Source organism: Pseudomonas sp. JY-Q, assembly GCF_001655295.1.
Classification (GTDB): Bacteria; Pseudomonadota; Gammaproteobacteria; order Pseudomonadales; family Pseudomonadaceae; genus Aquipseudomonas; species Aquipseudomonas alloputida.
Genome location: NZ_CP011525.1, coordinates 1,827,311 through 1,840,551, shown reverse-complemented (window position 1 = coordinate 1,840,551; position 13,241 = coordinate 1,827,311). Strand labels below are relative to the sequence as shown.

Genomic DNA, 13,241 nt, shown 5'->3' with positions numbered 1-13,241 from the left:
CGCCGTTTCCGGCAGCCCGGAAACCGACGGTACAACATGAAAAGAATGCTGATTAACGCGACTCAACCCGAAGAGTTGCGTGTAGCCCTGGTGGACGGCCAACGTCTCTACGACCTGGACATCGAGTCCGGCGCGCGCGAGCAGAAAAAGGCCAACATCTACAAAGGCAAGATCACCCGCATCGAACCCAGCCTCGAAGCCGCCTTCGTCGACTTCGGTTCCGAACGTCACGGCTTCCTGCCGCTGAAAGAAATCTCCCGCGAGTACTTCAAGAAGGCCCCAGAAGGCCGGGTCAACATCAAGGAAGTGCTCAGCGAAGGCCAGGAAGTCATCGTTCAGGTCGAGAAGGAAGAGCGCGGCAACAAAGGCGCCGCCCTCACCACCTTCATCAGCCTGGCCGGCCGCTACCTGGTGCTGATGCCCAACAACCCGCGTGCCGGTGGCATCTCGCGCCGCATCGAAGGCGAAGAGCGCAACGAACTGCGCGAAGCCCTGAACGGCCTGACTGTACCGGGCGACATGGGCCTGATCGTGCGCACTGCCGGCCTTGGCCGCAGCAGCGAAGAAATGCAGTGGGACCTGGATTACCTGCTGCAGCTGTGGACCGCCATCAAGGAAGCGTCCCTGGACCGCGCCGCGCCATTCCTGATCTACCAGGAAAGCAACGTCATCATCCGCGCCATCCGCGACTACCTGCGCCAGGACATCGGCGAAGTGCTGATCGACAGCATCGACGCCCAGGAAGAAGCGCTGACCTTCATCCGCCAGGTGATGCCGCAGTACGCCAGCAAGGTCAAGCTGTACGAAGACAGCGTGCCGCTGTTCAACCGCTTCCAGATCGAAAGCCAGATCGAGACCGCCTTCCAGCGCGTGGTCGACCTGCCGTCCGGCGGTTCGATCGTGATCGACCCGACCGAAGCCCTGGTGTCCATCGACATCAACTCGGCGCGCGCCACCAAAGGCAGCGACATCGAAGAAACCGCCCTGCAGACCAACCTGGAAGCGGCCGAGGAAATTGCCCGCCAGCTGCGCCTGCGTGACATCGGCGGCCTGATCGTCATCGACTTCATCGACATGACCCCGGCGAAAAACCAGCGCGCTGTTGAAGAGCGCGTGCGTGAATGCCTGGAAGCCGACCGCGCCCGCGTGCAGGTTGGCCGCATCTCGCGCTTCGGCCTGCTGGAAATGTCCCGTCAGCGTCTGCGCCCATCGCTGGGCGAAAGCAGCGGCATCGTCTGCCCACGCTGCTCCGGCACCGGCATCATCCGTGACGTCGAATCGCTGTCGCTGGCCATCCTGCGCCTGATCGAAGAAGAAGCCCTGAAGGACCGCACCGCCGAAGTACGTGCTCAAGTGCCGATCCCGGTAGCCGCGTTCCTGCTGAACGAAAAGCGTAACTCGATCACCAAGATCGAGCTGCGCACCCGCGCGCGCATCATCATCCTGCCGAACGACCACCTGGAAACCCCGCACTTCGAAGTCCAGCGCCTGCGCGACGACAACCCTGAAGTGCTGAACAACCAGTCCAGCTACGAAATCGCCGCCGCCGAAGCTGAAGAAGCGCCGCAGCCGACCGCCACCCGCACCCTGGTACGCCAGGAAGCCGCAGTGAAGACGGCCCCGGCCCGCGCCAACGCACCGGTACCGGCCGCCGCTGAAGAGCCCCAGCCTGCCGCCCCGGTCGCCCCTGCCCCGAGCGCTCCGGAGCCAAGCCTGTTCAAGGGCCTGGTGAAGTCGCTGGTGAGCCTGTTCGCCGGCAAGGACGAGCCTGCCGCCGCGCCAGTGGTGCCCGCCGCCGAAAAACCGGCTGCCGAGCGCAGCCCGCGTAACGAAGAACGCCGCAACGGCCGCCAGCAAAGCCGCAACCGCAACGGCCGCCGCGACGAAGAACGCAAACCGCGTGAAGAGCGTGCCGAGCGCGCACCGCGCGAGGAACGCGCCCCACGCGAAGAACGTGCACCGCGTGAGGAGCGTGCCCCACGTGAAGAACGTGCACCGCGTGAGGAACGTGCCCCACGTGAAGAGCGTGCACCGCGTGAAGAACGTACTCCGCGCCAGCCACGCGAAGACCGCCGTAGCAACCGCGGCGAAGAGCGCGTTCGCGAGCTGCGCGAACCGCTGGACGCCACCCCGCCAGCCGAACGCGAAGAGCGCCAGCCGCGTGAAGAACGTGTAGCCCGCGAAGAGCGTGCTCCACGCGAAGAACGCGCACCTCGCGAAGAACGTGCGCCACGTGAAGAACGCGCACCGCGTGAAGAACGTGCTCCACGTGAAGAACGCGCACCGCGTGAAGAACGTGCTCCACGTGAAGAGCGCGCACCTCGGGAAGAACGCGCCCCACGTGAAGAGCGCGCCCCGCGCCCACCACGCGAAGAACGCCAACCACGCGCTGCCGAAGAAGCAACCGAGCAGGCTGCCGAACTGGCCGAAGAGCAACTGCCAAGCGAAGAGCTGCTGCAAGACGAGCAGGAAGGCACCGATGGCGAGCGCCCACGCCGCCGCTCCCGTGGCCAGCGTCGTCGCAGCAACCGTCGTGAGCGTCAGCGCAATGCCAATGGCGAGCTGATCGACGGCAGTGAAGAAGAAGGCAGCGAAGAGCAGCCACAACAGCACCAGGCCACCGAGCTGGGTGCCGAACTGGCTGCCGGCCTTGCCGTGACGGCTGCTGTCGCCAGCAGCAACATCAGCTCCGACGCAGAAGCCCAGGCCAACCAGCAGGCCGAGCGTGCTACTGCCGAAGTCACTGCCGTTGCAGAAACCGACAACAGCGAAGCCGCCCAACCGGTCGAGCAGGTCGAAGCGGTCACCAAAGCTGAAGAAGCGTCCGTGGCCCCAGCGGTCGAGCAGCCGGTCACCGAGCCAGTGGCCGCAGCCGAGGCAACTGCCGAGCCTGTGGTCGAAATGGCCCCGCAGCCTGTCGCTGAAGATGCACCTGCTGTTGAGCCGGTCGTAGTTGCAGAAACCGTGGTCACTGAAACCCCAGCAGAAGCCCCAGCGGTAGAAGCCGGTGAGATCGAACAGGCCCCGGCCGTGGTCGAAGTCGCTCCGGTTGCCGCACAGCCTGCCCCGGTTGTCGAAGCCCAGCCAGAAGTGGTGGCCGAGCCTGCACCTGCGGTGGTCGAACCTGCACCTGCAGTGGTCGAACCTGCCACTGTCATGCTGGCCAACGGCCGTGCACCGAACGACCCACGTGAAGTGCGTCGCCGCAAGCGGGAGGCCGAGGCTGCTGCCAAAGCGGCACAGGAAGCTGCTGCAGCTTCCCAGGAACCAGCCCTGGAAGCCGCCGATGAGCACAAACCTCATCACGGCTGATAGCCAAAGCTGAATGAAAAAGCCCCGCCAGTGCAAACTGGCGGGGCTTTTTTTGGTTTGCCTGACGGGCCTCTTCGCGGGTAAACCCGCTCCTACAATGGCCTGTGTCCAACCCCCCGATGTGTGTCCACCACCGATCAGCGTGTAGGAGCGGGTTTACCCGCGAATACGGTGGCGGCGGCAACGGTGAACGGCGGGTGGGAATTGGCCACCAGGCCCGGCCCTTTCGCGGGTAAACCCGCTCCTACACGACGGCCTGCGCCCAATCACCGATGTGTGTCCATCCCCGATCAGGTGTAGGAGCGGGTTTACCCGCGAATACGGTGGCGGCGGCAACGGTGAACGGCAGGTGGAAATTGGCCACCAGGCCCGGCCCTTTCGCGGGTAAACCCGCTCCTACACGACGGCCTGCGCCCAATCACCGATGTGTATCCATCCCCGATCAGGTGTAGGAGCGGGTTTACCCGCGAATACGGTAGCGGCGGCAACGGTGAACGGCGGGTGGAAGTTGGCCACCAGGCCCGGCCCTTTCGCGGGTAAACCCGCTCCTACGGGGGGTCACAGCCGGCAAATCAGTAAAGATTAGGCTCCATCTCCAGCTCAACCCCAAACCGCTCGAAGATATCCGCCTGAATCTTGCGCGCCAGCGCATGCATCTGCGCTCCGCTCGCCTGGCCATAGTTGACCAGCACCAGCGACTGCAAGCGATGCACGCCAGCATCACCGTCACGATGACCCTTCCAGCCCGCCTGCTCAATCAACCAGCCCGCGGCCAGTTTCACCTGGCCATCCGCTTGGGGGTAAGCCACAACCGCGGGATACTGCGCACGAATTCGCTCGACCAGATCAGCCGTTACCACCGGGTTCTTGAAGAAGCTCCCGGCATTGCCAAGCTCTACCGGGTCTGGCAGCTTCTCGCGGCGAATGCTGCAGATTGCATCGCTGATCGCTTGCGCGGTCATCTCGGTCACACCCTGCTCAGACAGACGATGGCGCACCGGGCCATAGTCCAGATGAGCGTGCAGGGTGCGGGTCAAGGCAAAGCGCACACGCAGGATCAACCAGCGGCCGGGATTGCGCTTGAAAAGGCTGTCGCGATAGCCGAAAGCACATTCCGCCAAACTGAAGTCACGCAGCGCGCCCGTCTCACGGTCCAGGGCTGTCAGCCCGGCGAACACGTCCTTGATCTCCACCCCGTAAGCGCCCACGTTCTGCATCGGCGCAGCACCCACGGTGCCAGGGATCAGGCTGAGGTTCTCCAACCCGCAATAGCCCTGCGCCAGCGCCCATTGCACAAACGCGTGCCATGGCTCACCGGCCTCGGCTTCGACCACGATACGCTCGCCATCGTCACTGAGCACACGCCGACCGCGGCTGGCCATGTGCAGCACCAGTGCATCGATATCGCGGGTCAGCAGCAGGTTGCTGCCACCCCCGATCACCAGTACCGGCAAGCCCCTCTGCTGTGCCTGGCCCAGTGCCTGACGCACCTGCTGGTCGTCCTGCACCTGGCTGAAATAGCGCGCCTTCACGTCGATGCCGAAGGTATTGTAAGGCTTGAGCGATACCTGCTCCTGCCACTGCACTGTCATAGACGCCCCTTGATTTCCAGTACCAGCGCCTGGCAAGCCGCTTCCACCAGGTCCAGCACCTGCTCGAAGCCGTCGGCGCCACCGTAGTACGGGTCTGGCACTTCATCCAGGGCTGCACCGTAGCGGCGCAGGAACAGGTCGAGTTCGCCCACTGCCGTGGACGGGCGCAGGGCGCGCAGATCGCGCAGGTTGTGCTCATCCATGGCCAACACCAGGTCGTATTCGGCGAAGTGCGATGCCTTGACCTGTTGGGCGCGTTGCTGCGACAGGTCGTAACCGCGCGCCAGCGCCGCCTTGCAGGTGCGGCTGTCTGGCGCCTTGCCGACATGCCAATCGCCGGTGCCGGCAGAAGCCACCTGCACCTTGTCAGCGAGCCCGGCGGCGTGCAATTGATGGCGCAGCACGCCTTCGGCGGTGGGCGAGCGGCAGATGTTGCCCAGGCACACGAACAGGACGCGCATCAGGCCTCCAGCAAGCGCCGTACGCGCTCCAGATCCTCAGGGGTGTCGACCCCCACGGCAGGCGCCTCGATGGCGTCCTCGATGTGAATGCGTACGCCGTGCCACAGGGCACGCAGCTGCTCCAGCGCTTCAGCCTGCTCGAGCCAGCATGGGCCCCAGCTGACGAAGTCGTGCAGGAACCCGACACGGTAGGCGTACATGCCAATATGACGGCGATAGGGCACCCCTTCCGGCAGCACGTCGCGGGCCTTGGCAAAGGTATCGCGGGCCCAGGGCAGCGGCGCTCGGCTGAACGTCAGGGCCAGGCCGTTCTTGTCACTCACCACCTTGACCGCGTTCGGGTTGAACACGGTTTCCGGTTCATGGATCGGCTCGGCCAGGGTGGCGATACCGGCTTCCGGATGCGCCGCCAGGTTGGCCGCCACCTGGTCGATGATCACCGGCGGGATCAGCGGCTCGTCGCCCTGCACGTTGACCACAATGGCGTCAGCCGGCAACCCTAGGTACGCGGCCACTTCGGCCAGGCGGTCAGTGCCCGATTCATGATCGGCACGGGTCATCAGCACTTCGGCACCGAAGGCCTGGCAGGCTTCGAGGATGCTGGTGTCGTCGGTGGCGATGACCACACGGCTGGCACCGCTCTTGCGGGCCTGCTCCCACACATGTTGCACCATTGGCTTGCCGGCAATCAGCAGCAGCGGTTTGCCTGGCAGGCGGGTGGAGCGCAGCCGGGCGGGGATTACTACCGTAAATTCCAGGCTCATTTGTCAAGACGCTCGTCGTCGGTCAGGGTGCGTGCCTCGCTTTCCAGCATGACCGGGATACCGTCGCGAATCGGGTAGGCCAGGCCAGCGCCTTTGCTGATCAGCTCGGTCTTGTCGGCGCTCAGCTTGAGCGGGCCCTTGGTGATCGGGCAGGCCAGGATATCAAGCAGTTTGGTGTCCATTGGAGGCTTCCTTTAGGCCAGGTGGCCGGAAATTGAAAACGGGCTCAGGGTTTGCGCAACAAGCGTTGCAGCTGGTTGTCGAACCAGGCGCTGAAAGCCGGCGTAGGCTGCGCTTCGACGGCCAGGTACCACCAGTCGTCAGCGGCAAAGGCCCGGCATTTCACCGCGTCCTTCTCGGTCATGACCAGCGGCAGTGGCGGGCTGAAAGCCAGGCTCCGGGCACTGAACTGCGCATGGTCGGCGAAGGGATGCGGCACCGGCTGCCAGTTTAGCCCCAGCAGGGTGTTGAAGAAACGTTGCGGGTTGCCGATACCGGCCACCGCATGCAGGCGCTGGCCGGCGGGGAAATGGTCGAGCGCACGGCGCTCGCCAGTGCGCACGTTGACCAGGGCCGACGGCTGCAGGCGGAAACCAAAACCCTCGGTGCGGTCTTCGCTGGCGCCGTTGAACAGCACCGCGTCAGCCTCACGCAAGCGGTCGGCCGGCTCACGCAACGGCCCCGCCGGCAGGCAGCGGCCATTGCCCAGGCCGCGGGCAGCGTCGATCAGCACCAGTTCCAGGTCACGGGCCAGGCGGTAATGTTGCATACCGTCGTCGCACAGGATCAGGTCGAGGGGTTCGCTGGCCAGCAATGCCTGCACGGCCCGGGCGCGATCCGGGTCGATCATCAGTGGCACGCCGGTGCGTTGCACGATCAGCAGCGGCTCGTCGCCCGCCTCATCGGCCGGCTGATCGGCCTGCACCCGCCAGGGCAGCCGTGGAGGCCTGGCACCATAACCGCGGCTGACTACGCCCACCTTCAGCCCTTGCTGGCGACAGTGTTCGATCAACCAGAGAATCATCGGCGTCTTGCCGGTGCCACCGACGGTGATGTTGCCCACGACAATGACCGGTACCGGTGCCCGGTAGCTGGCACTGTCACCCCTTAGAAAACGTGCCCGCTTGCGCGTGACCACGCGGCGATACAAGGCCTCCAGCGGACGCAGCAGCGCCAGCGCCGGATGCCCGGCGTACCAGGCAGCGAGCAAGCGGTCGGCGAAAGCCATCAAGGCGTGCCCTGGGCCGCCTCGACGGTGGTCATGCGCAACTGGCTGAAACCGAGCTTGCCGGCAGCATCCATTGCGGTGACCACAGCCTGGTGCGGGGTCTTGCCGTCGGCGCTGATGGCCAGCGGCAGCGTGTTGTCGCCACCCGACTCGCGCGCTATGGCCTCGCTCAGGGTGGCCAGGTCGCTTTTGGGCAGCAGGTGGTTGTTCACCGAATACACGCCTTCGGCGCTGATGGTGATTTCCACCAGCTTGCCCGGGTCGGTCGGCGCCGGCTCGGCGCTGGTGGCTTCGGGCAGCTCGACGCGCAGTTGCGTTTCGCGGGTGAAGGTGGTGGTAACCACGAAGAACAGCAGCAGGACGAACACCACGTCGATCAGCGACGCCAGGTTGATGTCGACGCTCTCCCGCTGGCGATTGCGCCGGAACTTCACGCCTTGCCTCCGGCCACTTCCACTTCACGGTCGCCCTGGATCACTTCCACCAGCTTGATCGCCTCCTGCTCCATGCCGACCACCAGCTCATCGATGCGGCGCAGCAGGAAGCGGTGGAAGAACACCGCCGGGATACCGACCATCAGGCCTGCCGCAGTGGTGACCAGGGCCTTGGAGATACCACCGGCCAGCACGGCGGCGTTGGCGGTCATCTGCGAGCCCATGAAGGCGCTGAAAATGTCGATCATGCCCAGCACGGTGCCCAGCAGGCCCAGCAGAGGCGCCATGGCGGCGATGGTGCCGAGGGTGCTGATGTAGCGTTCCAGTTCGTGGATGACGCGCGAGGCGGCCTCCTCGATGCACTCTTTCATGATTTCACGACCATGGCGCGAGTTGGCGAGGCCCGCTGCCAGGATTTCGCCCAGTGGCGAATCGGCCCGCAGCGCCTTGAGCTTGTCACTGGTCAGTTGCTTGTCCTTGATCCACATCCACACCTGGCCCAGCAGGTGGGGCGGGGTGACGCGGCTGGCACGCAGGGTCCACAGGCGCTCGACGACGATAGCCATGGCAACGATGGAACTCAGAATGATCGGCAGCATCATCCAACCACCGGACTTGACCAATTCCCACACAGTAAACGCCCCTTCGGAAAAAGGCCGCCACTCTACCATAGGCGCGCCGAGGGCTCATCTGCCGGAGGTCAGGGAATTAGGCTGTCGGGCTACCGGGTCGGCCCTCTGGGCCGTGCAGTACCTGTGGCAGCGGCTTTACCCGCGAAAGGGCCAGATCAGCCACCCCCCACATCACGCCAGAATCGCCGCTGTCGGCGCACACCCTCAACCTCCCCATGCCGCCCCAGCACCAACCGCAATGCCCCCTCCACCGCCGTATCATGCATCACCACCCCATGCCGCCCATACCGCTCGACCACCTGCACGTGGGGGTGCCCGAAACTGTTGTTGCGCCCCCGCGAAATCAATACCCCGCGCGGTGCGGTAGCCCGGACGAACGCCTCGGTGGACGAGCTGCGGCTGCCATGATGCGGCGCCTGCAGCCAGTCGATACGCGGCACTTCAGTGTCCGCCAGCCAGGCCCGTTCGGCAGCAACTTCCATATCCCCCGCCAGCAGCAAGCGCTCGCCCTGCGCCTCGACCAACAGCACACAGGAACGGTCATTACTGCTCTGCCCGTCCACCCAGCGCCACAACGAAAAACGCACGCCATCCCAGTCCCATTGCTCGCCACTGGCACACGGCTGCAACGGAACATCAACCAGCGCTTCCCCACCGATTATCCGCTTGATCGGCAAACCACGCGCAATGGCCACGGCCCCGCCCGCATGATCGGCATGCGCATGGCTGATCACCATCACGTCAAGGCCGCCCACCCCCAGCTTGCGCAAGGTTGGCAGCACCACGCGTTCCCCCAAGTCGCTTTCCCCCCTGGCCGGCCCGGCATCGTAAAGCAGGCTGTGATGCCGCGTACGCAAGAGCACCGCCAGCCCCTGGCCGACATCCAGCTGCCAGACCTCGATTTGGCCAAACGGCACCGGCTCCCTGGGTACCCACAGCGCCAGCAGCATCACCCCTCCCAACCCGCGCAGCGGCACACCACGAGGCAGCAAAAGCAACAGCGCACCCAGACATACCAGCAGCCAGGCCCACCACGGCAGGGCCGGCGGCACCCATGCCGGGCGCTGTTGCGCCACCAGCGCCAGCCCGCGGAACAGCACATCCAGCAGGCCACCTGCCAGCCAGAGCAACGCCTCGCCAACGCCCGCCAGCGGCAACATCAGCGTGCCCAACAACGCCAACGGCAAGACCGCCAGGCTGACCCACGGCACCGCCACAAGGTTGGCCAGCGGTGCACTGAGGCTCACCGGCAAGCCGGTGGCCAGCAACACCGGCAGCAAGCCGACGGCGATCACCCATTGCGCTCGTGTCCAGGCCTGCCAGGGCCGCCAACCCCCCAACCGGGCACTGAAGCAGTAGATGAGCGTGGCCACGGCGGCGAACGACAGCCAGAACCCAGGCAGCAACGCCGCCAGTGGCTCGAAGACCAGCACAGCGACCAGTGCAAGCAGCAACGGAAAAAAAGCGCCAAGGTGGCGAAAGCGCAGACGCCAGAGCAGCACCACGGCCAGCATCAGACAGGCCCGCTGCACTGGCACCCCACCACCCGCCAGCCACCCGTAGGCCAGCGCTGCGGCCATGGCCAGGCCGCAGGCCCAGGGTAACCACGGTAGCCTTGCCGGCCATAGCCCCCAACGCGCCAGCCCGGCGACCAGGCCATAGAGCAAACCGGCGACCAGGCCAATGTGCTGGCCGGAAATCACCAGCAGGTGCACCGTGCCGGTGGCCTGCAACGTCTGCCAGTCCTCCCGGGCCATGCCCGCACCATCGCCAAGCACCAGTGCCACCAGCGCTGCCTGCCGGCCATTGGCTTCGACCATCAGCAAGCGCTGACGCAGCGCATCGCGCCAACCACCGGCGACTGGCGCCAGCAACTGCCCCGCCTTGACCGTACCCGTAGCCCCCACCCGTCGCGCCAGCAACTGCGCTTCCCGGTCAGGCCCGTGCGGGTTCAGCAGCCCGGCCGGGCGTTGCAAGGTCACCGCCAGCCGCCACTGCTCGCCCGCCCGCAGCGGCGGCCCATCGAACCAGCTCAGTTGCAAACGCTGAGGCAGTTCGGCCCGCCGCGAGCGTGGCGCTTCCAGCTCGAAACGCACGCCTTGTGCAGTGCGGGCCGGCAAACCCGCCACCCGCCCCTCCAGCCACAAGGTGCGCCCCTCCAGGCCGGCAGCCAGACGATCATCAAGGGCCTGCTGAGCAGACCCGCACGCCCAACACAAGCCCAGCAGAAACCATCCCAACGGCCATACGCGGGTAAACTGGCTGCCGACAGCGCAGGCTGCCAGGGTTATCAACCATCCGACCGATGGCAATGCGGGCAGAAAGCCCAGGCACAACAGCCCGAGCGCGAGCGCAAACATCCCTGTGCGCATGAGGTAGAGCTCCAGAAGGCGAGTCACCTCCTGAGGCATAGCTCAATTGCCGGCATCGCTTGCTCAACAATTGTCACAAACTCTAAACGAGGCGGAGCAGGATTAAGGGCATACTGCCAGGGTCAACGCTCCGGGAGCCTACATGCCGCGCCGACTTTTCAAACGCTACATGCCGGACCCGACCAGCATTCGGGAACACAAGTCCTTACGCTTTTTCGGCAAATTGCTGCACGACCCCAACCTCTGGCACCTGAACCGCCATTCGGTGGCCAGAGCCATGGGTGTGGGCCTGTTCGCGGCGCTTATTCCCATCCCGATGCAGATGCTGCTGGCGGCGGCCCTGGCGATCCCGGTGCGCGGCAACCTGCCGGTCGCCGTCAGCCTGGTGTGGCTGACCAACCCGTTGACCATGCCGCCGGTGTTCTTCGTCACCTACATGACCGGTGCCTGGCTGATGCAGGTACCGCCGCGCACCCTGCCCGACGAGCTGACCTTCCAGTGGATCACCGACCAGCTGTCGACGCTGTGGCAACCCTTCCTGCTCGGCTCGGTGGTGTGCGGCGTGGTGCTGGGCATCCTTGCCTACTTCACCACCATGTTCTACTGGCGCTGGTGGGTGGGCCGGCAGTGGCGTCGTCGCCAATGCCGGTGCAAGGCTTCAGGCCCGCATGCCACGGCCGCTGACCAGCAAGCGAACGCAAACAACGTAGAGCACCGCAGTGGCCACCAGCATGAAGGTGATCGCCGTGCCAATGCTGATATCCGACACCCCTAGAATGCCGTAGCGGAACGAGTTGACCATGTGCAGCACCGGGTTGGCCAACGACACGGTCTGCCAGAACGGCGGCAGCAGGTTGATCGAGTAGAACACCCCGCCCAGGTAGGTCAGCGGCGTCAGCACGAAGGTCGGGATGATCGAGATATCGTCGAAGTTGCGCGCGAACACTGCGTTGACGAAGCCAAGCAGCGAAAAGATGGTGGCTGTCAGCAGCACCACCACCACGGTCACGCCCAGGTGGTGCACCTGCAGGTCGGTGAAGAACATCGACAGGATGGTCACGATCACCCCCACCGCCAAACCACGCAGCACCCCACCCAGCACATAGCCGACGAGAATGGTGTGAGGCGACACCGGCGACACCATCAGTTCTTCGATCGAGCGCTGGAACTTGCTGCCGAAAAAGCTCGACACCACGTTGCCGTATGAGTTGGTGATCACCGACATCATGATCAGCCCCGGCACGATGTACTGCATGTAGGTGAAGCCACCCATGTCGCCGATCTGCCGGCCAATCAGGTTACCGAAGATGACGAAGTACAGGACCATGGTGATCGCTGGCGGCAGCAACGTTTGCGGCCAGATGCGCAGGAAGCGCCGCACTTCGCGGTAGACGATGGTGTTCAGGGCGACCCAGTTGGTGCGCAGTTCCACACTCATACGGCCACCTTCGACAGGTTTTTTTCCACCAGGGACACGAACAGCTCCTCAAGTCGGTTGGTCTTGTTGCGCAGGCTCTGTACCTCGATGTTCTGCAGCGCCAGCTGGCCGAACAGCGCGGTGATGCCGATGTCCTTCTCCACCTGCACTTCCAGGCTATGCGGGGTCAGCAGCCGGCACGGGTAGCCCTGCAGTACCGGCGCCGTGGCCAGGTCCTGCTTGAGGTCGAGCACGAAGGTTTCGACATGCAGCTTGCCCAGCAACTGGCGCATGCTGGTGTTCTCGACGATGGTGCCGTGGTCGATGATGCCGATGTTACGGCACAGCTGTTCAGCCTCTTCCAGGTAGTGGGTGGTGAGGATGATGGTGATGCCCTTCTGGTTCAGCTCGGTGAGGAAGCTCCACATCGAGCGGCGCAGCTCGATATCCACCCCGGCGGTGGGTTCGTCCAGGATCAGCAGACGCGGTTCGTGGATCAATGCGCGGGCAATCATCAGACGCCGCTTCATGCCGCCGGACAACGAACGCGACTGCACATCACGTTTGTCCCACAGGCCCAGCTGGGTCAGGTACTGCTCGGCGCGCTCCTTGGCCAGCTTGGGCGGGATGCCATAGTACCCGGCTTGGGTCACGACGATGTCGAAGGTCTTCTCGAACTGGTTGAAGTTGAACTCTTGCGGCACCACGCCCAGGCAACGCTTGAGCGCGGAGGGCTCGCGGTCCAGGTCGTGACCGAACACGCTCACTGTGCCGCTGGTCTTGTTCACCAGGGTCGAGAGAATGCCGATGGTGGTGGATTTGCCGGCGCCGTTGGGGCCGAGCAAGGCGAAGAAGTCGCCTTCGGCAACATCGAGGTCGATGCCTTTGAGGGCCTGAAAGCCATTGCCGTAGGTCTTGGTCAGCTGTCGGATGGACAGGGCGGAACTCATAGCGGGTCACTTACCGAAGAAAAAGGTGCAGGACACGCCAGGTAAAGTCACTGGCGCAGTGAGTGCAGCCATGGTGCAA

Annotated in this window: 11 protein-coding genes and 1 pseudogene; 2 read left to right on the top strand and 10 right to left on the bottom strand. The window is 64.7% G+C overall.

The window, feature by feature from the left end; translation table 11 throughout:
* The first annotated feature begins 36 nt into the window (after positions 1–36).
* On the top strand, positions 37–3,312 hold the full coding sequence (rne, locus tag AA098_RS08255) for a ribonuclease E (protein ID WP_033725197.1): 3,276 nt from the start codon (positions 37–39) through the stop codon (positions 3,310–3,312).
* A 572-nt stretch (positions 3,313–3,884) separates the two neighbouring features.
* Here the strand turns inward: rne and murB are convergent.
* From murB to AA098_RS08215, 8 genes are all read right to left on the bottom strand, one after another.
* Positions 3,885–4,904 (bottom strand): UDP-N-acetylmuramate dehydrogenase, encoded by a 1,020-nt coding sequence (gene murB / locus AA098_RS08250; RefSeq protein ID WP_003247146.1) that lies wholly within the window; start codon positions 4,902–4,904, stop codon positions 3,885–3,887.
* Complete coding sequence (locus tag AA098_RS08245; protein WP_004575950.1) at positions 4,901–5,365, bottom strand: low molecular weight protein-tyrosine-phosphatase; 465 nt, start codon at positions 5,363–5,365, stop codon at positions 4,901–4,903. Before AA098_RS08245 ends, murB begins: the two co-directional genes overlap by 4 nt.
* Positions 5,365–6,129 (bottom strand): 3-deoxy-manno-octulosonate cytidylyltransferase, encoded by a 765-nt coding sequence (kdsB, locus tag AA098_RS08240; RefSeq protein ID WP_003247143.1) that lies wholly within the window; start codon positions 6,127–6,129, stop codon positions 5,365–5,367. Before kdsB ends, AA098_RS08245 begins: the two co-directional genes overlap by 1 nt.
* Entirely contained in the window at positions 6,126–6,311 is a 186-nt protein-coding gene (locus AA098_RS08235; protein WP_003247142.1) for a Trm112 family protein, read from the bottom strand. The genes kdsB and AA098_RS08235 overlap by 4 nt, the downstream gene beginning before the upstream one ends.
* A 44-nt stretch (positions 6,312–6,355) precedes the next feature.
* Positions 6,356–7,357: a tetraacyldisaccharide 4'-kinase gene (gene lpxK / locus AA098_RS08230; protein WP_003247136.1), complete on the bottom strand. Its 1,002-nt coding sequence runs from the start codon at positions 7,355–7,357 to the stop codon at positions 6,356–6,358.
* The gene (locus AA098_RS08225; RefSeq protein WP_003247134.1) at positions 7,357–7,791 is read right to left on the bottom strand and encodes a biopolymer transporter ExbD; all 435 of its coding nucleotides are present in this window, start codon (positions 7,789–7,791) and stop codon (positions 7,357–7,359) included. The genes lpxK and AA098_RS08225 overlap by 1 nt, the downstream gene beginning before the upstream one ends.
* Positions 7,788–8,423, bottom strand: coding sequence for a MotA/TolQ/ExbB proton channel family protein (locus AA098_RS08220; RefSeq protein WP_003247132.1), 636 nt, complete (start codon positions 8,421–8,423; stop codon positions 7,788–7,790). The genes AA098_RS08225 and AA098_RS08220 overlap by 4 nt, the downstream gene beginning before the upstream one ends.
* A 155-nt stretch (positions 8,424–8,578) precedes the next feature.
* A complete protein-coding gene (locus tag AA098_RS08215) occupies positions 8,579–10,795 on the bottom strand; it encodes a DNA internalization-related competence protein ComEC/Rec2 (protein WP_004575949.1) in 2,217 nt (738 codons plus the stop codon).
* Between the two features lie 142 nt (positions 10,796–10,937).
* Between AA098_RS08215 and AA098_RS08210 the strand changes: the two are divergent.
* A pseudogene (locus tag AA098_RS08210) lies at positions 10,938–11,444 on the top strand (DUF2062 domain-containing protein); the annotation flags it as partial.
* A gap of 9 nt (positions 11,445–11,453) precedes the next feature.
* Here the strand turns inward: AA098_RS08210 and AA098_RS08205 are convergent.
* Complete coding sequence (locus AA098_RS08205; RefSeq protein WP_003247128.1) at positions 11,454–12,233, bottom strand: ABC transporter permease; 780 nt, start codon at positions 12,231–12,233, stop codon at positions 11,454–11,456.
* Positions 12,230–13,162 carry an ABC transporter ATP-binding protein gene (locus AA098_RS08200; RefSeq protein WP_003247127.1) on the bottom strand — a complete coding sequence of 311 codons (933 nt, stop codon included), beginning with the start codon at positions 13,160–13,162 and terminating at the stop codon, positions 12,230–12,232. Before AA098_RS08200 ends, AA098_RS08205 begins: the two co-directional genes overlap by 4 nt.
* Positions 13,163–13,241: the final 79 nt, after the last annotated feature.

Excerpts from the sequence above, each read along its gene's own strand:
- rne (WP_033725197.1), top strand. The coding sequence starts at position 37 with ATGAAAAGAATGCTGATTAACGCGACTCAACCCGAAGAGTTGCGTGTA.
- murB (WP_003247146.1), bottom strand. The coding sequence starts at position 4,904 with ATGACAGTGCAGTGGCAGGAGCAGGTATCGCTCAAGCCTTACAATACC.
- AA098_RS08245 (WP_004575950.1), bottom strand. The coding sequence starts at position 5,365 with ATGCGCGTCCTGTTCGTGTGCCTGGGCAACATCTGCCGCTCGCCCACC.
- kdsB (WP_003247143.1), bottom strand. The coding sequence starts at position 6,129 with ATGAGCCTGGAATTTACGGTAGTAATCCCCGCCCGGCTGCGCTCCACC.
- AA098_RS08235 (WP_003247142.1), bottom strand. The coding sequence starts at position 6,311 with ATGGACACCAAACTGCTTGATATCCTGGCCTGCCCGATCACCAAGGGC.
- lpxK (WP_003247136.1), bottom strand. The coding sequence starts at position 7,357 with ATGGCTTTCGCCGACCGCTTGCTCGCTGCCTGGTACGCCGGGCATCCG.
- AA098_RS08215 (WP_004575949.1), bottom strand. The coding sequence starts at position 10,795 with ATGCGCACAGGGATGTTTGCGCTCGCGCTCGGGCTGTTGTGCCTGGGC.
- AA098_RS08205 (WP_003247128.1), bottom strand. The coding sequence starts at position 12,233 with ATGAGTGTGGAACTGCGCACCAACTGGGTCGCCCTGAACACCATCGTC.
- AA098_RS08200 (WP_003247127.1), bottom strand. The coding sequence starts at position 13,162 with ATGAGTTCCGCCCTGTCCATCCGACAGCTGACCAAGACCTACGGCAAT.